This is a genomic window from Streptomyces himastatinicus ATCC 53653 (assembly GCF_000158915.1).
Lineage (GTDB): Bacteria > Actinomycetota > Actinomycetes > Streptomycetales > Streptomycetaceae > Streptomyces > Streptomyces himastatinicus.
The window spans coordinates 3,132,537-3,153,810 of sequence record NZ_GG657754.1 but is presented as its reverse complement, the minus strand read 5'-3'; the positions used below and the strand labels follow the sequence as shown (position 1 = coordinate 3,153,810).

At 70.3% G+C, this 21,274-nt stretch carries 13 protein-coding genes, 1 tRNA gene, 1 rRNA gene, 1 pseudogene and 1 other annotated feature; of the genes and pseudogenes, 12 read left to right on the top strand and 4 right to left on the bottom strand.

The genetic code is table 11. The annotated features are described in order from the left end of the window. Window positions 1-246, top strand: a sequence feature (23S ribosomal RNA rRNA prediction is too short). 90 nt (window positions 247-336) lie between these two features. The 3 genes from rrf to SSOG_RS12745 all read left to right on the top strand — a co-directional run bounded on the left by rrf (window position 337) and on the right by SSOG_RS12745 (window position 1,393). Beyond that, window positions 337-453, top strand: a 5S ribosomal RNA gene (gene rrf, locus SSOG_RS12755). Window positions 454-558: 105 nt separating this feature from the next. Continuing rightward, entirely contained in the window at window positions 559-1,257 is a 699-nt protein-coding gene (locus SSOG_RS12750) for a DegT/DnrJ/EryC1/StrS family aminotransferase (protein WP_039941024.1), read from the top strand. Window positions 1,258-1,320: 63 nt separating this feature from the next. Beyond that, window positions 1,321-1,393 (top strand) — tRNA-Thr (locus SSOG_RS12745). Between the two features lie 94 nt (window positions 1,394-1,487). On the opposite strand, the pseudogene SSOG_RS12740 reads toward SSOG_RS12745, so the two are convergent. After that, window positions 1,488-4,116, bottom strand: a pseudogene (locus SSOG_RS12740) (SpoIIE family protein phosphatase). 250 nt (window positions 4,117-4,366) lie between these two features. Here SSOG_RS12740 and SSOG_RS12735 point away from each other — a divergent pair. The 9 genes from SSOG_RS12735 (at window position 4,367) to SSOG_RS12695 (ending at window position 18,800) form a co-directional block, all read left to right on the top strand. Next, complete coding sequence (locus SSOG_RS12735) at window positions 4,367-9,916, top strand: HAMP domain-containing protein (RefSeq protein ID WP_078510297.1); 5,550 nt, start codon at window positions 4,367-4,369, stop codon at window positions 9,914-9,916. A 297-nt stretch (window positions 9,917-10,213) separates the two neighbouring features. Further along, entirely contained in the window at window positions 10,214-10,888 is a 675-nt protein-coding gene (locus tag SSOG_RS12730) for a response regulator (RefSeq protein WP_009714629.1), read from the top strand. A gap of 162 nt (window positions 10,889-11,050) precedes the next feature. Then, window positions 11,051-13,897 (top strand): DNA translocase FtsK, encoded by a 2,847-nt coding sequence (locus SSOG_RS12725; protein ID WP_009714628.1) that lies wholly within the window; start codon window positions 11,051-11,053, stop codon window positions 13,895-13,897. Window positions 13,898-14,087: 190 nt separating this feature from the next. Further along, complete coding sequence (locus tag SSOG_RS12720; RefSeq protein ID WP_039937382.1) at window positions 14,088-14,921, top strand: helix-turn-helix domain-containing protein; 834 nt, start codon at window positions 14,088-14,090, stop codon at window positions 14,919-14,921. 68 nt (window positions 14,922-14,989) lie between these two features. Further along, complete coding sequence (rimO, locus tag SSOG_RS12715; RefSeq protein WP_009714626.1) at window positions 14,990-16,486, top strand: 30S ribosomal protein S12 methylthiotransferase RimO; 1,497 nt, start codon at window positions 14,990-14,992, stop codon at window positions 16,484-16,486. Next, on the top strand, window positions 16,483-17,145 hold the full coding sequence (pgsA, locus tag SSOG_RS12710) for a CDP-diacylglycerol--glycerol-3-phosphate 3-phosphatidyltransferase (RefSeq protein ID WP_039937378.1): 663 nt from the start codon (window positions 16,483-16,485) through the stop codon (window positions 17,143-17,145). Before rimO ends, pgsA begins: the two co-directional genes overlap by 4 nt. Then, a complete protein-coding gene (locus SSOG_RS12705) occupies window positions 17,142-17,693 on the top strand; it encodes a CinA family protein (RefSeq protein ID WP_009714624.1) in 552 nt (183 codons plus the stop codon). The genes pgsA and SSOG_RS12705 overlap by 4 nt, the downstream gene beginning before the upstream one ends. Before the next feature lie 109 nt (window positions 17,694-17,802). Then, complete coding sequence (locus tag SSOG_RS12700; RefSeq protein ID WP_009714623.1) at window positions 17,803-18,174, top strand: helix-turn-helix domain-containing protein; 372 nt, start codon at window positions 17,803-17,805, stop codon at window positions 18,172-18,174. Window positions 18,175-18,320: 146 nt separating this feature from the next. Beyond that, on the top strand, window positions 18,321-18,800 hold the full coding sequence (locus SSOG_RS12695; protein WP_009714622.1) for a Dps family protein: 480 nt from the start codon (window positions 18,321-18,323) through the stop codon (window positions 18,798-18,800). A 495-nt stretch (window positions 18,801-19,295) separates the two neighbouring features. On the opposite strand, the gene SSOG_RS12690 is transcribed toward SSOG_RS12695, so the two are convergent. From SSOG_RS12690 to SSOG_RS55925, 3 genes are all read right to left on the bottom strand, one after another. After that, a complete protein-coding gene (locus SSOG_RS12690) occupies window positions 19,296-20,084 on the bottom strand; it encodes an SDR family NAD(P)-dependent oxidoreductase (protein ID WP_009714620.1) in 789 nt (262 codons plus the stop codon). Window positions 20,085-20,120: 36 nt separating this feature from the next. After that, window positions 20,121-20,930 carry an Fpg/Nei family DNA glycosylase gene (locus tag SSOG_RS12685; protein ID WP_039937374.1) on the bottom strand — a complete coding sequence of 270 codons (810 nt, stop codon included), beginning with the start codon at window positions 20,928-20,930 and terminating at the stop codon, window positions 20,121-20,123. A gap of 8 nt (window positions 20,931-20,938) precedes the next feature. Beyond that, window positions 20,939-21,274 (bottom strand): hypothetical protein (locus SSOG_RS55925; RefSeq protein ID WP_009714618.1); only part of this gene is annotated, 336 nt, incomplete at its 5' end.

Genomic DNA, 21,274 nt, shown 5'->3' with positions numbered 1-21,274 from the left:
GGGCTGTCCCTAGTACGAGAGGACCGGGACGGACGAACCTCCGGTGTGCCAGTTGTCCTGCCAAGGGCATGGCTGGTTGGCTACGTTCGGGAGGGATAACCGCTGAAAGCATCTAAGCGGGAAGCCTGCTTCGAGATGAGGGCTCCCACCCACTTGATGGGTTAAGGCTCCCAGTAGACGACTGGGTTGATAGGCCAGATATGGAAGCCGGGTGACCGGTGGAGTTGACTGGTACTAATAGGCCGAGGGCTTGTCCTCAGTTGCTCGCGTCCACTGTGTTGGTTCTGAAATAACGAACCGTTGCTAACTCTGGTTGGTTTGTTTGTTTCATAGTGTTTCGGTGGTCATTGCGTTAGGGAAACGCCCGGTTACATTTCGAACCCGGAAGCTAAGCCTTTCAGCGCCGATGGTACTGCAGGGGGGACCCTGTGGGAGAGTAGGACGCCGCCGAACAAATATTGGAGAGAGGCCTGTCGGAACTTCGGTTCCCGACAGGCCTCTCTTTTTGTTGTGTTGCGAGCCACTCGGTGTTCATGTTGCCTGGGCAACATGCCGTTCATGGGGACTCCAACGGATGAGCTGTGGCGTGAGTTGACCCGGTCGGGCGTACGGCCGGGCGACGAGGTGATCGTGCCGTCCTACGGCACACCCGAGGCGGCGGAAGCGGTGCTTCTCGCCGGCGCGCGGCCGGTGTTCGCGGACATCGACGCTCACACTTTCTGCATAGACCCGGACGCGGTGGCCGAGGCACTGACGCCCCGCACCGCGGCCATCGTGGCGATACACACCTTCGGGCATCCGGCCGACATGGCCCGCCTCTCCGAGCTGGGACAGCGGCACGGAGTGCTCGTGATCGGACACGGCGCCGTGTGCGAGCCGGTCGGCGAGATCCTGCGTCGACAGGCCAACGCGGCCTATCTGAACGGAAAGCTGCGCGGGGTCGTCACCCCCGCGTCCAAGCCCGGCATGGAACATACGTATCAGCAGTACGTCGTGAGGGTGCCGGGCAACGGACGCCCGGACCGGGACGCATTCGCCCGTACGCTGCGCTCTCGCGGCGTCGTGTGCCACGTACCGATTCAGACCCCGGCGCACCGCACAGCGCGCTTCCGGCGCGATCTGTGGCTCGCGGAGACGGAGCGCGCGGCCGACGAATGCCTCGCACTCCCCGTCGATCCCGCCATGTCCCGGCGGGAGTTGCAGCGCGTGGTCTCGGCCTGCAACGCATTGGGAGGGTTGTTGCAGTCAGCGGCCTGAGCGGTCGAGGGGCGGGTGGTCGAGAGTGCTCTCGAATTCGGGTATGATCTATCCCGTTGCCGCGCCCCAATAGCTCAGTCGGCAGAGCGTCTCCATGGTAAGGAGAAGGTCTACGGTTCGATTCCGTATTGGGGCTCTCCTGCGAAAGGCCCCCGCCAATTGGCGGGGGCCTTCGTCATGTTGAAGAGCGCCGGGGAAGCCGGGGCACCGATGGTGCCCCGGCCCGGCGGTCAGGCGTCCTGCGGCTCGGGGACGCGCATCGCGAGGATGGCCATGTCGTCGGACGGCGGTTCGGCCGCGAACCGCTCGACCGCGCGCAGCACCCGGGCGGCCACCGCTCCCGCGGTGAGCCCGGTGCAGGTGGTGAGGACGTCGACCAGGCCGTCGTCGCCGAGCATCCTGGTGCCCTCGCGGCGCTCCGTGACCCCGTCGGTGACGCACAGCAGGACGTCGCCGGGGTCGAGCGTCACCGTCTGCTCGTACAGCTCCAGGTCGTCCATGACGCCGAGCAGGGGCTGCGGTTCGGCGGCCGCCTCGACGGAGCCATCCTGGCGCAGCCGGAGCGGCAGCGGGTGGCCCGCGCAGACGACCTTGAGCACCGCGCCGCCGTCCTGCTGCGGCCACAGCTCCCCGTAGAGGAGGGTGAGGAAGCGGCTGCGGGCGCCCTCGTCGAGGATCGCCGCGTTGAGCCGCTCCAGGACCGCCGGGCCGCCGAAGCCCTCGCGGGCGAGCAGCCGCAGCGCGTGCCGGGCGAGACCGGTGACCGCGGCGGCCTCCGGCCCGGTGCCGCAGACGTCGCCGATGGCGAAGCCGTACGCGCCGTCGCGGATCGGGAAGAGGTCGTAGAAGTCACCGCCGACCTCGTTGCCCTCACCGGCGGCGCGGTAGATGACCTCGACCTCGACGCCCGGGACCTCGGGCTGCTCGGGCGGCAGCAGGCTGCGCTGGAGGGACTGGCTGATGGCGGTGCGCTCCGAGTAGAGCCGCGCGTTGTCGAGCGCGAGCGCGGCCCGGCGGGAGAGGTCCTCGGCCAGCTCCAGGTTCTCCTGGCGGAAGTGCTCGTCGGTGGGCTTGCCGAGGGTGAGCATGCCGATGACGCGGTTACGGGCCACCAGCGGCAGGACGACCGTCTCGCCGCCGACGGCGGACGCGGTCGCGAGCGAGGCGCCCGGGCCCGAGGAGGGCCGGGCGGAGTCCGCCCAGGCTCAGGCTGCGCAGCGAGGTGCGCAGCGCGGCCGCGTGAGCCGCCTCGTAGGGGCCGGTCCAGCCGCGGGCACCGCCGGTGGGCACCTGCTCCGGTGGGTCGATCTTGGTGAGCAGGGCCTTGAGGCCGTCGATCCGGTCCTCGTCCTCGTGCAGGACGTACGACAGCTCGGGGTCGGATGCCTGGTCGGCGACCGTATAGACGGCGCACCAGCTGGCCAGGGTGGGCACCGTCATCTGTGCCATGAGGGCCAGTGTCTGATCACGGTCGAGGGTGCCCGCGAGGAGATCGGACGCCTCGACGAGGAACGACAGGGAGCCGCGGCGCAGCCGCTCCAGCTCGGTGAGGCGGGCCCGTTCGACGGCGAGTGCGATGCGGTCGGCGGCGAACTGGAGCCGCAGCGCCTCCTCGTTGTTGTAGCGGCCGGGGGACTCGGCGGCGACGCCGAGCGAGCCGGTGAGCCGGCCCTCGACCTTGAGGGGGACGGTGACGACCGAGCGCATGCCGGTGTTGACCAGCAGGGGCACCGCGCCGGGTACGGCGGACAGATCCTCGTGGACGGCGGGCATCCGGGCCGACCCGTAGCGCCCGGTGCCCGCTTCGACGGGGACCCGGGCGAAGCGCTGCCGGGCGGACGGCAGCCCGGTGGAGGCGCGCACCTCCAGCTCGGTCTCGTCGTCGGTGGCGAGCAGCAGATAGGCGGCGTCCCCGTCGAGCATGTCGCGGGCGCGTTCGACGGTGCGCTGGAGGAGTCCGTCGAGGTCGTCGGGGGCGGGCGAGCCGATGAAGACCTCGAAGGCGTCGCTGACCGGACCGCGCTCGGAGGAGTCGGAGGTGTCGGCCGCGGCGCCGCGCATCGGGCTTTGCAATACGGCGCGCTCGCGGTCGCGGACCAGCAGACAGACGGTGGAGGGGGCGCCGTCGGCATCGCGGATGCGCAGGTGGGAGGCGTAGACGGGGGAGACGCGGCCGTCGGCGCCGCGGATGCCGTACGAGCCCTCCCAGCGGGAGAGCTGGAGCGCCTCGGCGACGCCGGTGCTGGTGCCGGGGGTGTGCGGCCAGGCGGCGAGGTCGGTCAGGGGCTTGCCGACGATCTGTTCCGGGCTGTAGCCGAACAGTTCCTGAGCGTCGTCGTTCCAGGCGCTGATGAGGCCGTCGCTGTCGACCTGGACGACCGCGACCCGGACCCGGGAGTCGGCGATCGGCAGGGCGCTGGAGGGCAGCGCGGGCCCGGCGGCGCGGGTGCCGGCCGGCCGCTCCGGGAAGTCGAGCTGGAACCAGACCTGCTTGTGGGTGGCCGAGTACTCGACGCCCCAGCGTGCGGCGAGTGCGGCGCACAGTAGCAGACCGCGGCCACCCTCGCGATCAGGGCTGCCGAAGTGGTGGCCGCCATTGCTCTGGAGCGGAACTTCTCGTTCGGGGTAGCGGTCGGCGACCTCGACACGGACTCCGGTGTCCGCGCGGATGCACACGACATCGGCGGTGGTGCCCGCGTGCACCACCGCGTTGGTGACGAGTTCGCTGGTGAGGACGACCGCGTCGTCCACGATGTCGGTGAGCCCCCAGCCCTGGAGGGTGTCCCGGACAAAGGTGCGGGCGGCGGCGACCGAGCGTCCCACCGGCTCGAAGGTGGCGGCTGCCCGCGCGGTGATCACAGGTCTCCTCATATGTGTCTCGGCGAACTGCTCACCCATGTCGCAGCGCCCCTCCGATGCCTGGCCGGATGCCAGGTTACTTACCTCAACCGCCCCCGCGAATGCCGGTCCGCCGTGATTCCACCCGGAGGGGGCTGGCGCCGGTATGCGATGCTGCCGAACTGTTATGGCCTGGTTGGGCCATGGTGAAACACTGGGCAAGCTGGAAGAAGAACCCGACGAGGACGGTCAACCCTGCGGGAGGGACACGGTGGAGTCTGGCGCAGCGGCGCGGGGCACGAATACGCGCGCGAAAGGCGGACGGTCCCGGAGCAATGGGACGACCGAAGTGGATACGGCGGCCCTGAACCGGCTGCTGACCGCGATGACGGCGATGCGGGACGGCAACTTCCGCAAGCGACTGACGGTCTCGGGCGAGGGCGTCATGTCCGAAATCGCCGCGGTCTTCAACGAGGTCGCGGATCGGAATCTCCAGCTCACAGGCGAGCTGACCCGGGTGCGGCGGGTGGTCGGACGTGAGGGAAAGCTCACGGAACGGCTGGAGACCGGCGCCTGTGAGGGGCAGTGGGCGGCGGCTATTGACGCGTCCAACGCCTTGGTGGACGATCTTGTCCGGCCGGTGTCCGAGGTCGGCCGGGTGCTGTCCGCGGTCGCCGAGGGCGACCTGGAGCAGCGCATGGACCTGCGGGCACAGGGTGCCGACGGGTCGGCGCATCCGCTGCGCGGTGAGTTCCTCAAGGTGGGGCGCACCGTCAACGGGCTGGTCGATCAGCTCTCAGCGTTCACCGACGAGGTGACGAGAGTCGCCAGTGAGGTCGGCACCGAGGGCAAGCTGGGCGGTCAGGCCCGGGTGCGCGGCATGTCGGGTTCGTGGAAGGACCTCACGGAGTCCGTCAACACGATGGCGTCCCGGCTCACCGCTCAGGTGAGGGACATCGCCCTGGTGACGACGGCGGTGGCCAAGGGTGATCTGTCCCGGAAGGTCACGGTTCATGTGTCCGGGGAGATGCTCGAGCTGAAGGAAACCGTCAACACGATGGTGGACCAGCTCTCCTCGTTCGCCGCCGAGGTGACCCGGGTGGCCCGTGAGGTGGGCACCGAGGGCGAACTGGGCGGCCAGGCGAAGGTGCCGGGCGTCGCGGGCGTCTGGAAGGACCTGACGGACTCCGTCAACCTCATGGCCGGGAACCTCACCGCCCAGGTGCGCGGGATCGCCCAGGTCACGACGGCGGTCGCCAACGGCGATCTGTCGCAGAAGGTGACGGTGAGCGCACGCGGCGAGGTCGCGCAGCTCGCCGACACGATCAACACGATGACGGAGACGCTGCGCACCTTCGCGGACGAGGTCACGCGGGTGGCCAGCGAGGTCGGTGCCGAGGGGCTGCTCGGCGGTCAGGCGCAGGTGCCGGGTGCGGCGGGTACGTGGAAGGACCTGACGGATTCGGTGAACACCGCGTTCCGCAACCTGACGGCCCAGGTGCGGGACATCGCGCAGGTGACGACGGCGGTGGCGAACGGCGATCTGTCGCAGAAGGTCACCGTGGACGTGGCCGGCGAGATGCTGGAGCTGAAGAACACCGTCAACACGATGGTGGACCAGCTTCAGTCCTTCGGTGCCGAGGTGACCCGGGTGGCCCGGGAGATCGGTGTCGAGGGTGAGCTGGGCGGTCAGGCGCAGGTGCCGGGTGCGGCGGGTACGTGGAAGGACCTGACGGATTCGGTGAACACCGCCTTCCGCAACCTCACCGGACAGGTGCGCAACATCGCCCAGGTGACGACGGCGGTGGCGAACGGCGATCTGTCGCAGAAGGTCACCGTCGACGTCTCCGGCGAGATGCTCAAGCTGAAGAACACCGTGAACACCATGGTGGATCAGCTCTCCTCGTTCGCCGACCAGGTCACCCGCATGGCGCGGGACGTGGGCACCGAGGGTCGCCTCGGCGGTCAGGCCCGGGTGGACGGCGTCTCCGGCACCTGGAAGGACCTGACCGACTCCGTCAACTCGATGGCGGGGAACCTGACCTCGCAGGTGCGCGGCATCGCCCAGGTGACCACGGCGGTCGCCCGGGGCGACCTGTCGCAGAAGATCGAGGTGGACGCGCGCGGCGAGATCCTCGAGCTGAAGAACACCATCAACACGATGGTCGACCAGCTGTCCGACTTCGCCGAACAGGTGACCAGGGTCGCCCGCGAAGTGGGTACGGACGGCCGGCTGGGCGGTCAGGCGCAGGTGCCCGGTGTCGCGGGCGTGTGGCGAGATCTGACCGACTCGGTGAACGGCATGGCGGGCAACCTGACCGCCCAGGTCCGTAACATCGCGCAGGTCGCCACGGCGGTCGCGCGCGGTGACCTCTCGCAGAAGATCGACGTCGACGCCCGGGGCGAGATCCTGGAGCTGAAGAACACCCTCAATACGATGGTCGACCAGCTGTCGTCCTTCGCGGAGGAGGTCACCAGGGTCGCCCGCGAGGTGGGCACCGAGGGCCAGTTGGGCGGGCAGGCAGAGGTGCAGGGGGTCTCCGGCACCTGGAAGGACCTGACCCAGTCCGTCAACGGCATGGCCAACAACCTGACGTCCCAGGTGCGTTCCATCGCCGAGGTCACGACGGCGGTCGCCAAGGGCGACCTGTCGAAGAAGATCACGGTGGACGCCAAGGGCGAGATCCTGGAGCTCGTCACCACCGTGAACACGATGGTGGACCAGCTGTCGTCGTTCGCCGAGCAGGTCACCCGGGTGGCCCGTGAGGTGGGTACGGAAGGCCAGTTGGGCGGTCAGGCGCGGGTGCCGGGCGTGACCGGCATCTGGAAGGACCTCAGCAACAACGTGAACCTGATGGCCAATAACCTGACCATCCAGGTGCGCAACATCTCGCAGGTCTCGGCCGCGGTCGCCAACGGCGACCTGACGAAGAAGGTGACGGTCGAGGCGCGCGGCGAGGTCGCGGCGCTGGCCGACACCGTCAACACGATGGTGACGACCCTGTCCTCGTTCGCGGACGAGGTCACCCGTGTGGCGCGCGAGGTGGGCACGGACGGCATCCTGGGCGGCCAGGCGCGGGTGCCGGGCGTCTCGGGGACGTGGAAGGACCTCACCGAGTCCGTGAACTCGATGGCGTCCAACCTGACCGGACAGGTGCGCAACATCGCGATGGTCACCACGGCGATCGCCCAGGGTGACCTGACAAAGAAGATCGACATCGAGGCGCGGGGCGAGATCCTCGAACTCAAGACCACGATCAACACGATGGTGGACCAGCTGTCGTCCTTCGCCGACCAGGTGACCCGGGTGGCCCGTGAGGTGGGCACCGAGGGGCAGTTGGGCGGTCAGGCGCGGGTGCGGGACGTGGCCGGCACCTGGAAGGACCTCACCGAGTCGGTGAACGAGATGGCCGGGAACCTGACCCGTCAGGTGCGCGCCATCGCCGAGGTCGCGACCGCGGTGACCCGCGGCGACCTCAATCTCAAGATCGACGTGGATGCCTCCGGTGAGATCCAGGTCCTCCAGGACCACATCAACACCATGATCGCGAACCTGCGCGAGACCACGCTCGCCAACAAGGAGCAGGACTGGCTGAAGGGCAACCTCGCCCGGATCTCCGGTCTGATGCAGGGACGGCGCGACCTGGAGGACGTCGCCCGGCTGATCATGAGTGAGCTGACCCCGGTGGTCTCCGCCCAGCACGGCGCGTTCTTCCTGGCGGTCCCGGTCGGCGAGGGCACCGAGGTGGTCGCGGACAGCACCTCCGAGGAGGGCTACGAGCTGCGCCTGATCGGCTCGTACGGCTACGCCATCGGCTCGATGCCCACGTCCTTCCGGCCGGGCGAGACGCTGATCGGCACGGTCGCCGAGGAGAAGCGCCCGATCCTGGTGGAGAACGTGCCGCCGGGCTACCTCAAGATCGCCTCGGGGCTCGGCGAGGCGGCCCCGGCCCATGTGATCGTGCTGCCGGTGCTCTTCGAGGGGCAGCTGCTCGGCGTGATCGAGCTGGCCTCGTTCCAGCCCTTCGCGCAGATCCAGAAGGACTTCCTCAACCAGATCGCCGAGATGATCGGCACCAGCGTCAACACCATCAGCGTCAACACCAAGACCGAGGTGCTGCTCAAGCAGTCCCAGGAGCTGACCGAGCAGCTGCGGGAGCGGTCGGCGGAGCTGGAGAACCGGCAGAAGGCGCTCCAGGCGTCCAACGCGGAGCTGGAGGAGAAGTCCGACCGGCTGGCCCGGCAGAACCGCGACATCGAGGTCAAGAACACCGAGATCGAGGAGGCCCGGCAGGTCCTGGAGGAGCGCGCCGAGCAGCTCGCGGTCTCGATGCGCTACAAGAGCGAGTTCCTGGCGAACATGTCGCACGAGCTGCGCACACCGCTCAACTCGCTCCTGATCCTCGCCAAGCTGCTCGCGGACAACGCCGAGGGCAATCTGTCGCCGAAGCAGGTGGAGTTCGCCGAGACGATCCACGGAGCCGGTTCGGACCTGCTCCAGCTGATCAACGACATCCTCGACCTGTCGAAGGTCGAGGCGGGCAAGATGGACGTCAGCCCGACGCGGATCGCCCTGGTCCAGCTCGTCGACTACGTGGAGGCCACGTTCCGGCCGCTGACCGCCGAGAAGGGCCTCGACTTCTCCGTCCGGGTCTCGCCGGAGCTTCCGGCGACGCTGCACACCGATGAGCAGCGGCTGCTCCAGGTCCTCCGCAACCTGCTGTCCAACGCGGTGAAGTTCACCGACGGCGGCGCCGTGGAGCTGGTCATCCGGCCGGCCGGGGTGGACGTGCCGAACGCCATCCGGGAACAGCTGCTGGAACACGGCGCGTTGCGGGACCCGGAGGCGGACATGATCGCCTTCTCGGTCACCGACACCGGTATCGGCATCGCCGCGAGCAAGATGCGGGTGATCTTCGAGGCGTTCAAGCAGGCCGACGGGACCACCAGCAGGAAGTACGGCGGCACCGGCCTCGGCCTGTCCATCAGCCGGGAGATCGCCCGGCTGCTCGGCGGTGAGATCCACGCGGCCAGTGAGCCGGGCCGCGGCTCGACGTTCACGCTGTACCTGCCGCTGTACCCCAGCGAGCTGCCGCCGCAGGGCTACCCGCAGCTCACACCGGGCAGCGCGGGTCCGCCGGCGCTGGAGCCGTACGACCCGGCCGAGGGCGCGGAGGACGACGAGTCCGGGGCCGCGGCGGAGCGGGAGCCCGAGCACGACGTCACCGCCGACGCCACGGCGCAGCGGACCCGCGGGGCCGCCGGGCTCTTCCGGCGGCGTCAGCGGACCGAGCAGGAGCCGTCACAGGCTTCCGAGCCGCAGACGGCCGCCCCGGAGGAGGCCCGCCGGAACGGCGGCCGGTCCGGCAGCCGGCAGCCGCAGGCATCCGAGCCGTGGATGCTGGGCGGTCAGGATCTGGTGGCCCCGGAGCCGGCGGGCGGCTTCCACGGTGAGAAGGTGCTCATCGTCGACGACGACATCCGCAATGTCTTCGCGCTCACCAGCGTGCTGGAACAGCACGGGCTCCAGGTGCTCTACGCCGAGAACGGGCGGGAGGGCATCGAAGTCCTGGAGCAGCACGACGATGTGGTGCTCGTCCTGATGGACATCATGATGCCGGAGATGGACGGTTACGCCACGACGGCGGCGATCCGCAGGATGCCGCAGTTCGCCGGGCTGCCCATCATCGCGCTCACCGCGAAGGCGATGAAGGGCGACCGGGAGAAGAGCATCGAGGCGGGCGCGTCGGACTATGTCACCAAGCCGGTCGACACGGATCATCTCCTTACGGTGATGGAGCAGTGGATGTCGGATGAGTGACCAGGTGAAAGGCAGGGGAGTGTCCGATGGGACACCGGACGCCATCGTGGTGTTGACTGACTGTCGCCGAACACGTGTGGGAACGCGGGAATCGGGGAACCTTCTGGTCTCCCACCGCGTTTCTGCTACGTGCACAGTGACATCGCGGTGACAGGGTGTGGCGAACAGCGGGGTGCGGCTACCATGACCGGCACAAGGACGGGCGACGCAAGGGAGTCGTCCCCTGGGGCGGCGCCCGGTGCTTCCCCCAGCGCTTCGAGCTGGGGAGACCCCAAGCCGGGACGAGGAGGACGGGGCATGGTGCAGAAGGCCAAGATCCTCCTGGTCGATGACCGGCCGGAGAATCTGCTGGCGCTGGAGGCCATTCTCTCCGCGCTCGATCAGACCCTGGTGCGGGCATCGTCAGGGGAGGAAGCGCTCAAGGCGCTGCTGACGGACGACTTCGCGGTGATCCTGCTGGATGTCCAGATGCCGGGCATGGACGGATTCGAGACCGCGGCGCACATCAAGCGGCGGGAGCGGACCCGGGACATCCCGATCATCTTCCTCACCGCGATCAACCACGGTCCGCACCACACCTTCCGGGGGTATGCGGCGGGCGCGGTCGACTACATCTCCAAACCCTTCGACCCCTGGGTGCTCAGAGCGAAGGTCTCGGTCTTCGTCGATCTGTACATGAAGAACTGCCAGCTGCGGGAGCAGGCCTCCCTGCTGCGGCTCCAGTTGGAGGGCGGTCAGCCGGCCGCCGGCGACAAGGAGTCGGCCGGGCTGCTGGCCGAGCTGTCCGCGCGGCTCGCCGCCGTGGAGGAGCAGGCCGAGGCGCTGTCCAAGCAGCTGGACGAGTCGGCGGACGCGGCGGCCGTGGCCACCGCGGCCCATCTGGAGCGCAAGCTCACCGGTCTGCGCCGCGCCCTGGACGCGCTGGAGCCCGGCGCGGGCAGCGGAGCCGGTCAGGTCCCCTCGCAGAACTGAGCGCGGCACCACCGCGTGGCCACCCGGCCGTTGATGTCCTGTCACTCTCCCTTCACCGTCCGGCCGGTGTCGCGCCCGGATGCGACACGGGTGTGACGTCAGTGGCACCGGATACCCATGCCATACGTGCTCCGTACGGCGGACGCGGGTAATCTCGCACCCATGGCCTCTCGTACGTCCGGCAAGGGTTCCCAGAGCACCGCGGGCACCTCGAAGAAGCGCGCCGGGCAGTCCGGAGGCGCAGTGAAGAAGGCGCCCGCGAAGAAGGCGGCGGCCAAGGCGCCCGCCAAGAAGGCGGCCGCGCCCGCGAAGAAGGCGGCTCCGAAGAAGAAAGCGGCCGCCAAGGCAGCCCCGCCGCCGCCCGCGCCCTACGCCACCAGCGGTGTGTACCGCGCCGCGCGCGCCGTCTGGATGGGCCTCGCGCGCGCCGTCGCGGCGATGTTCCGTTCCATAGGGCGCGGTGCGAAGGGGCTCGACCCGGCCCATCGCAAGGACGGCAGCGCACTGCTGTTGCTCGCGCTGGCCCTGATCGTCGCGGCCGGGACCTGGTCCAGCCTCCAGGGTCCTGTCGGCGATCTGGTCGAGATGCTCGTCACCGGTGCCTTCGGCCGCCTGGACCTGGTGGTGCCGATACTCCTGGGCGCCATCGCCGGACGGCTGTTCCTCCACCCCGAACGCCCCGAGGCCAACGGGCGGATCGTGATCGGCCTGTCCGCGCTGGTGATCGGCGTCCTCGGCCAGGTCCACATCGCCTGCGGCGCCCCCGGGCGCGGCCAGGGCGACGCGGCGATCCAGGACGCGGGCGGGCTGATCGGCTGGGCCGTCTCCCGGCCGTTGATCTACACCATGGGCGACGTGCTGGCCGTACCGCTGCTGGTACTGCTCACCGTCTTCGGGCTGCTGGTCGTCACCGCGACACCGGTCGCCGCGATTCCGCAGCGGCTGCGGGCGCTCGGCGTCCGGCTCGGCCTGGTGCGGGACGAGGAGGGGGCGTACGGCCACGACGGCGACGCCGCCGGGGAGTACGCCGACGAATGGCGCGAGAAGCCCGCCAGGCGGCCTCGCAGGACCTCGCTGGAGAAAGAGCCCACGGACGGCGCGAGCGACCCTGAGCAGGCCGAGGAGGAGGCGCTGCGCAAGCGCCGCCGGTCGCGCCGCCAGTCGTCCGTCCAGCCGCCGCTGGACCGCCCCATGGACGCGGTGGACGTGGCGGCCGCCGCGGCCGCCTCGCTGGACGGCGCGGTGCTGCACGGCGTCCAGCCCTCACCGCTCGTCGCCGGGCTCAGCAGCGGTATCTCGGGCGAGCAGGACGACCACGACGGCGCATCCGGCACCGGCAGCGGGTCCGTCACGCAGGACTCCGGCGACTCCGGCACGGCCGCGCCGGGCAAAGCGGCGCCGGACAAGGGCAAGAAGGGCCGGGGGGACGGTTCCGCCGCGCCTGGACGGGCCGAGGTCCCCGACCGCACCCGGGCGTACGACGAGCCGGGCGAACCGCTGCCGCCGCGCGCCGAGCAGCTCCAGCTCTCCGGTGACATCACCTACGCGCTGCCCTCGTTCGACCTCCTGGAGCGCGGTGGCCCCGGCAAGACCCGCAGCGCCGCCAACGACGCCGTGGTGGAGTCGCTGTCGAAGGTGTTCTCGGAGTTCAAGGTGGACGCCGCGGTCACCGGCTTCACCCGCGGCCCGACGGTCACCCGCTACGAGGTGGAACTGGGCCCGGCCGTCAAGGTCGAGCGGATCACGGCGCTCACCAAGAACATCGCGTACGCCGTCGCCAGCCCCGATGTGCGGATCATCAGCCCGATCCCCGGCAAGTCGGCGGTCGGCATCGAAATCCCCAACAGCGACCGCGAGATGGTCAACCTCGGGGACGTGCTGCGCTCGGCCGACTCGACGGGCGAGACCCACCCGATGGTCGTCGGGCTCGGCAAGGACGTCGAGGGCGGCTACGTGGCGCACAACCTGGCCACCATGCCGCACGTACTGGTGGCCGGCGCGACCGGTTCCGGAAAGTCGTCGTGCATCAACTGCCTGATCACGTCGGTCATGGTGCGCGCCACCCCGGACGACGTGCGCATGGTGCTGGTCGACCCCAAGCGCGTGGAGCTGACCGCGTACGAGGGCATTCCGCATCTGATCACACCGATCATCACCAACCCCAAGCGCGCGGCCGAGGCCCTGCAATGGGTCGTCCGCGAAATGGATCTCCGCTACGACGACCTCGCCGCGTTCGGCTTCCGCCACATCGACGACTTCAACGCGGCGGTGCGCTCCGGAAAGGTGAAGCAGCCCGAGGGCAGCGAGCGGGAGCTCAAGCCGTATCCGTATCTGCTGGTGATCGTCGACGAGCTGGCGGACCTGATGATGGTCGCGCCGCGGGACGTCGAGGACTCGATCGTGCGGATCACGCAGCTGGCCCGCGCGGCGGGCATCCACCTGGTGCTGGCCACCCAGCGGCCGTCCGTGGACGTCGTCACCGGTCTGATCAAGGCGAACGTGCCCTCGCGGCTCGCGTTCGCCACCTCCTCGCTGGCCGACAGCCGGGTCATCCTGGACCAGCCCGGCGCCGAGAAGCTGATCGGCAAGGGCGACGGGCTGTTCCTGCCGATGGGCGCGAACAAGCCGGTCCGGATGCAGGGCGCGTTCGTGACCGAGGCCGAGGTGCAGGCGATCGTCGCGCACTGCAAGGAACAGATGGCGCCGGTCTTCCGGGACGACGTCACGGTCGGGACGTCGAAGAAGAAGGAGATCGACGAGGAGATCGGCGATGATCTCGATCTGCTGTGCCAGGCCGCTGAGCTGGTGGTTTCCACGCAATTCGGGTCGACGTCGATGCTCCAGCGCAAGCTGCGGGTGGGCTTCGCGAAGGCGGGCCGGCTGATGGATCTCATGGAGTCGCGCGGGGTGGTCGGGCCGAGCGAGGGCTCCAAGGCGCGCGATGTGCTCGTCAAGCCGGATGAATTGGATGGCGTGATCGCGGTGATCCGCGGTAAGGCTCACTCATAAGGGTATGGCGGGCAACCGTTTCCCCTGCCGAGACGTCAAGTTGAGGGAGGTGGCGGAGTGACGTCCCAGGATCTTGGTTACAGGTCAATCCCGATGGCGGACAAACTCCGTCCTCCCGCTTGCCCCACCCTTTCGCCCCACCCCTAGACTGAACCTCCAGCAGGTGGCTACACGCTCGAAAGGCGCCCCCGTGTCCATCGGCAACGATCTCGAAGACGGCAACTCCCCCGAAGAAGACCGGCCTTCCGTCGGTCGCGCCCTCCAGCAGGCCCGCATCGCCGCGGGGCTGACCGTCGACGAGGTCAGTTCCGTCACCCGGGTGCGCGTGCCCATAGTGCAGGGGATCGAGCAGGACGACTTCTCCCGCTGCGGCGGGGATGTGTACGCCCGGGGGCACATTCGTGTGCTCGCGCGCGCCGTCCGGCTCGACCCTGAGACCTTGATCAACCAATTCGACGCCGAGCACGGCGGCCGGCCCGAGCCGACCCCGGCGGCGCCGCTGTTCGATGCCGAGCGCATCCGTCCCGAACCCCGCCGCCCGAACTGGACGGCAGCGATGGTCGCCGCGATCGTCGCCGTCGTCGGATTCGTCGGCTTCACGCTTTTCAGTGGCGGCGACAAGAACGACGGCTCCTCGGTCGCCGAGCAGACCGGCTCGGCCAAGCCGACCGCGTCCACCTCCACCAGTCCCAGCGCCAGTCCCAGCAAGTCCGGCGAGCGGAAGCCCGAGCCCTCCGAGAGCGCCATCGCGGGCGTCCCCGCGGACAAGGTCACCGTCAAGCTGACCGCGGAGGACGGACAGAGCTGGATCTCCGCCCAGGACCACAACGGCCGGCTGATGGAAGAGGGCGTGCTGCGGAAGGGCCAGTCCAAGACCTTCAGCGACAGCAAGCGCATCGACCTGGTGCTGGGCAACGCCGGGGCGATCAAGCTCTTCGTGAACGGCAAGGAAGTCAAGAACCTGAGCGACAGCGGCACTGTTCAGCGTCTGAGCTACACCAAGGGCGATCCCGAAGCGGGCTGACCAGCCCCTCGGGCGGGGTGGGAGACCTGGCAGCGGAGGGCGGGGCTGCGACAAAGTAGTCTGAGCCCATGCCCGAACGCCGCACTGTCGCCCTTGTCACTCTTGGCTGCGCCCGTAACGAGGTGGACTCGGAGGAGCTCGCAGGCCGCTTGGCGGACGACGGTTGGGAGCTCGTCGAGCAAGCCGCCGACGCCGACGTCGCCGTCGTCAACACCTGCGGCTTCGTCGAGGCCGCCAAGAAGGACTCGGTCGACGCCCTGCTGGAGGCGAACGATCTGAAGGACCACGGCCGCACCCAGGCGGTCGTGGCCGTCGGCTGCATGGCCGAGCGGTACGGCAAGGACTTGGCCGAGGCGCTGCCCGAGGCCGACGGGGTGCTCGGCTTCGACGACTACGCCGACATCTCCGGCCGGCTTCAGACCATCCTCTCCGGCGGCATCCACGCCTCCCACACCCCGCGTGACCGGCGCAAACTGCTGCCGATCAGCCCCGCCGAGCGCCAGGACAACTCCGCCGTCGCACTGCCCGGCCACGCCCAGGACACCCCGCCCGAGGATCTGCCCGACGGTGTCGCCCCGGCCTCCGGGCCGCGCGCCCCGCTGCGCCGCAGACTCGGGAACAGCCCCGTCGCCTCCGTGAAGCTCGCTTCCGGGTGTGACCGGCGGTGCTCCTTCTGCGCCATCCCGTCCTTCCGCGGCTCGTTCATCTCCCGCCGTCCCTCCGACGTACTGGGCGAGACCCGGTGGCTGGCCGAACAGGGGGTGAAGGAGATCATGCTGGTCTCCGAGAACAACACCTCCTACGGCAAGGACCTGGGCGACATCCGGCTGCTGGAGACGCTGCTGCCCGAGCTGGCCGCGGTGGACGGGATCGAGCGGATCCGGGTCAGCTACCTCCAGCCCGCCGAGATGCGGCCCGGGCTGATCGACGTGCTGACCTCCACCGAGAAGGTCGCCCCGTACTTCGACCTGTCCTTCCAGCACTCCGCGCCCGGGGTGCTGCGCCGGATGCGCCGCTTCGGCGACACCGACCGCTTCCTCGAACTGCTGGAAACGATCAGAGGCAAGGCGCCGCAGGCAGGCGCCCGCTCGAACTTCATCGTCGGATTCCCGGGCGAGACCGAGGACGACCTGGCCGAGCTGGAGCGTTTCATCAGCGAGGCGCGGCTCGACGCGATCGGCGTCTTCGGGTACTCGGACGAGGACGGCACCGAGGCCGCGGGCTACGAGGACAAGGTCGACCCGGACGAGGTCGCCGAGCGGCTGGAGCACATCTCGCGTCTCGCGGAGGAGCTGACCGCCCAGCGGGCGGACGAGCGGCTCGGCGAGACCGTCACGGTGCTGGTGGACGAGATCGACGACACCGGTGACGTACTGGGCCGGGCCGCCCACCAGGCGCCGGAGACCGACGGGCAGACCCTGCTCCGCACCTCGGCGCGGCCCGCCGCGGGACGTATGGTCGAAGCGAAGGTGATCGCGGCGGAGGGAGTGGACCTCGTCGCGGAGCCGCTGGAACCGCTGGAGCAGGCGGGCGGCGGCGCATGTACGGAGGAGGCGGACAGATGACAGGCGTCCCGGCCTCCGCCGCGGGGAGCCACCACCGGGCCGCTGCGGCCGCCCGGCCCGCCGGATTGTGGAACATCGCCAACATCCTCACCATGGCGCGCTTGGTCCTGGTGCCCGGGTTCGTTTTGTTGATGTTCCACAACGGCGGCTACGACCCGGCCTGGCGCGCCTATGCCTGGGCCGCCTTCGCCATCGCCATGATCACGGACCTGTTCGACGGGCATCTGGCCCGCCGGTACAACCTGGTCACCGACTTCGGCAAGATCGCGGACCCCATCGCGGACAAGGCGATCATGGGGGCGGCGCTGATCTGTCTGTCGGCCCTCGGCGATCTGCCGTGGTGGGTGACCGGCGTGATCATCTTCCGTGAGCTGGGGATCACCCTGATGCGGTTCTGGGTGATCCGGATCGGGGTCATCCCGGCCAGCCGCGGCGGGAAGATGAAGACCCTCGCCCAGGGCGTGGCCGTGGGGATGTACATCCTCGTGCTCACCGGACCGCTGGCCACGCTGCGGTTCTGGGTGATGGCCGTGGCCGTCGCCCTGACCGTCCTCACCGGCCTCGACTACGTACGGCAGGCCCTGGTGCTGCGCCGGGCGGGCCGCGCGGCGGAGAGCGGCGGTGCGGGGGAGGAGCCCGAGCAGGAACCGGCCCGATGAGCGGTGACGAGACGGCGGCGGCGCGAGACGGTGCCGCTGAGGCGAGCGCGGCCGAGGTCCTGGCGCTGCTGCGGCGGCGCGGGCAGACCGTGGCCGTCGCCGAGTCCCTGACCGGCGGCCTGGTGGCCGCCGAGCTGACCGCCGTGGACGGGGCCTCCCACGCCTTCCGCGGCTCGGTGACCGCGTACGCCACCGACCTCAAGCGCGAGCTGCTGGGCGTGGACGCCGCGCTGCTGGCCGAGCGCGGGGCGGTGGACGCGGAGGTCGCCCGGCAGATGGCAGGGGGCGTACGGCGCGCACTGGGCGCCGACTGGGGCGTGGCGACCACCGGTGTGGCGGGTCCCACACCGCAGGACGGAAAGCCCGTGGGCACCGTCCACGTGGCCGTCGCCGGGCCCTCGAACAAGCCCGCGGCCGCGGCGCTGCGGCTGGCGGGGGACCGGGCCGGAATCCGCGCGGAGAGCGTTCGCGCCGCGGTCAAGCTGCTGTTCAGCGAATTGATCGCGACAGCGGGGGCACAGGATACGGAACAACACGACGAATTTTGATGTTTGCAGCCCTGAGTGAACACGACATCGCTCCCCGCACGGGCACAGCCAGAGGCGGTACGGTGGGGCGAGAAGGATCCGGATCCGAGGTCCGAGGAGGGAGCCAGCGATGATTCTGCTCCGTCGCCTGCTGGGTGACGTGCTGCGCCGGCAGCGCCAGCGCCAGGGCCGTACTCTGCGCGAGGTTTCCTCCTCCGCCCGGGTGTCGCTCGGCTATCTGTCAGAGGTCGAGCGCGGGCAGAAGGAAGCCTCGTCCGAGCTGCTGTCGGCGATCTGCGACGCCCTGGACGTACGGATGTCACAGGTCATGCGCGAGGTCAGCGACGAGCTGTCGCTCGCGGAGCTGGCGGAGTCGGCCACGGCGAGCGAGAAGGTACCCGCACCGATGCGGCCCATGCTCAATTCGGTGGTGACGGGCGTCCCGGACGAGCGGGTGACCATCAAGCCGCCCAAGGAGGCTGTGGACGTCGTGGCGGCCTGACGGCCCCCACGTCAGCGCGGAAGCTCTTCGAGCCCCGGCCGGTAGCGATACCGGCCGGGGCTCGATGTTTGACCGGCCCCTTTCCGGTCACCTGATTGGTGGAGAGGTAATCAAGGGGGGCCAAACGGTCGAACAGGAGGAAGTGGATGTCTGTGGTCAAGAGCCCGCTCGCCGAGGAGAACCTCAAGGTCGTCAGCGACGCTCTGCAAGGCGCCCTCGTCGACCTCGTCGACCTCGCCCTGGTGGGCAAGCAGATCCACTGGACGGTCATCGGACCGCGTTTCCGCACGGTTCACTTCCAGCTCGACGATGTGGTGTCGACGGCCAGGACGCACGCCGACACGGTCGCGGAGCGCGCCTCGGCGCTCGGGATAGCGCCGGACGGACGGGCCGAGACGGTGGCCAAGCAGAGCGCCGTCGGCAACGTCAAGGAGGGCTGGACCCAGGACACGGACGCCGTGAGGACGCTCGTGGACGCACTCGGGTCCGTGATCTCGCGCATGCGCGAGCGCATCGCCGCGACGGACGAGCCGGATCCGGTGACCCAGGACATTCTCATCGGGCTCACCCGGGACCTGGAGAAGCATCACTGGATGTTCCAGGCCGAGAACGTCAACGGACACTGAGCGAGAAGACAGGCAAGGGCGGTACTTCCGCTCGCACCCTGTGTGGTCATCGCCGGGGCACGGCCCCCCGGCCTCCGGCGATGGCCGCACAGTCTGCGAGCTGACGGACGTCGGCTCATGGGCCCGCCGCGGGTGTGCCCCGCTCTGGGTGCGCCCCGCGGTGCGGCTGGGCACACTGGGGGAGCGCGGGGGTCCGACACGCGCTGACGGGCCTCCTGTGCGCCCTCCCGCCGCGTGCGAACAGGCGTCTAGCGTCGCCCGAAGGAGGCAGCATGGCAGCCGTGGGAGGGGCCGGCACCCTGCGCCGAAGGCCGGTTCGATGGGTGATCGCGCTCGTTCTCGGCGGCCTGTGGTGGTGGTCCGTGCTCCGGCTGGCGGTGCAGCCGACCGGGACCGGACCGGTGGAGGGGGCGTTCGCCATCGGCGGCTGGGGGCTGAGCCTGCTGCCCGTGCACTGCGGTCCCTCGCCCCGGCGCGGGGGCGTGCGCGAGCGGCTCACCAGGGCATCGCGACTCCGCCATTCGGGCGCAGAATCTGGCCGGTCGTGAACGCGGAGGCGTCCGACGCCAGGTGCAGCACCGCATGGGCGACGTCCTCCGGCTCGCCCACCCGCCCCAGCGGTGCGTGGCGGACCATGGGTGCCTCGGCGCGCGACTGCTCCTCGGCGGTGCCGCGCCGCGTCATGGGCGTACGGACCCAGCCGGGGGCGACCGCGTTGACGCGGATGCCGTGCGGTCCCACCTCGGCGGCGAGGGTCCGGGCCAGCTGGACCACGGCGGCCTTGGCGACGCCGTAGCACAGCAGCCCGGGGGTGCCTGCGTCGATCGCACCGGACGCCATGGTGACGATGGACCCGCCGGCGCCGTGGTCGATCATGGCGCGGGCCGCCTCCTGGCAGCCGTACAGGACGCCCTTGAAGTTGACCGCCAGCACTCGGTCCAGATCGTCCTCCGCGGTCTCCAGGACCGTGCTGCGGTGCATGATCCCGGCGATGGCCGCCAGCACGGCGAGGTGGCCCCCGGCGCGGACGGCCGCCGTGGCGGCGGCGGATACGACGGCCGCGACCTGGGCGCGGTCGGTGACGTCGAGGGGGTGGGCGTGGGCGCTGCCGCCGTCGGAGGTGATGCGCTCCGCGGTGCGCCGGGCGCCCTGCTCGTCCAGATCGGCGCAGTGCACGACCGCCCCGGCCGCCGCCAGCAGGACGGCGGTGGCGCGGCCGATGCCGCTCGCGGCGCCGGTGACCAGTGCGGTGCGGCCGGTGAGGTCGTACGCCGTGACGGTCATGGGCCGACCGTACGACCGGAGCTGACGAACCGTCAATTACCGTGACGGGTCCTGGGCGGGCGGCTCCGGCTGGCACACCGGGCACCAGAAGGTCGTACGCTCCTGACCGGCGCGGCCCTGGTCCGCGGCGCGCACCGGCGTACCGCAGCGCAGACAGGGGCGCCCCGCGCGGCCGTACACCCACAACCGCCGGTCGGGGCGCGCGTGCGCCGTGGTGACCCGGGCCCGGCGCGTCCGGTTGGCTTCCAGAAGCCGCTTGGCGACGGCCACCAGGCGCTCAGGGGAGGGCACGCGGCCGATGGGCAGCCAGGGCGGGATCCGCAGCACGAAGCACAGCTCGCACTTGTACACATTGCCGATACCGGCCAGATTGCGCTGGTCCAGCAGTGCCTCGCCCACCGGGCGGGACGGGTCGGCGAGCAGCCGCCCCAGCGCCTCGTCCGGATCCCAGTCCGGGCCGAGGAGATCGGGCCCGAGGTGGCCCACCGCACGGTCCTCGTCCGCGGTGCGCAGCAGCTCCAGGACCGGGAGGCGGTAGCCCACTGCGGTGCGCTCGGCCGTGGCCAGGACGGCGCGGATCTGGTGCTGCGGCCCGCCGCGCCAGCGCTCGCCGTGGCCGTACACCAGCCACGCGCCGTCCATCCGCAGATGGGAGTGGAGGGTCAGCCCGCCCTCGACCCGGGTGAGCAGATGCTTGCCGCGCGCGACCACCTCGAGGACCCGGCGGCCGGTGAGATCGACGGTCGCCAGCCGGGGCACCCGCAGATCACAGCCGGTGAGCGGCGGGCCCGCCAGGGCGTCGTCCAGGCGCCGGGCCGTCTGCCAGACGGTGTCTCCTTCGGGCATCTCGCCCCTCAGGGACGCAGCCGCAGGCCGCGCGGGGTCGCGTGGAAGCCCGCGGCCTCAAGGACGCGGCCGATCGGCGCGGACAGCGCCGCGGCGCCGTTGATCCGCTCGACGGTCACCGAACCGAGGGCGCCCGCGCGGGCGGACTGGGCCAGGGCCTCGACCGCGGTACGCAGCCGGGCGTCGTCCTCCGGGGATGCCGCCTCGGCCTCGCCCGCCGGCCAGGCGAGCAGGGTCTTGCCGCCGCGCTCCAAGAAAAGCGTCAGCTCGCCGTCGACCAGCGACACCAGCGAGCCCGCCTTGCGGCCCGGCCGGTGGTTCGCGCCCGCGGGCGGATCGGGCCA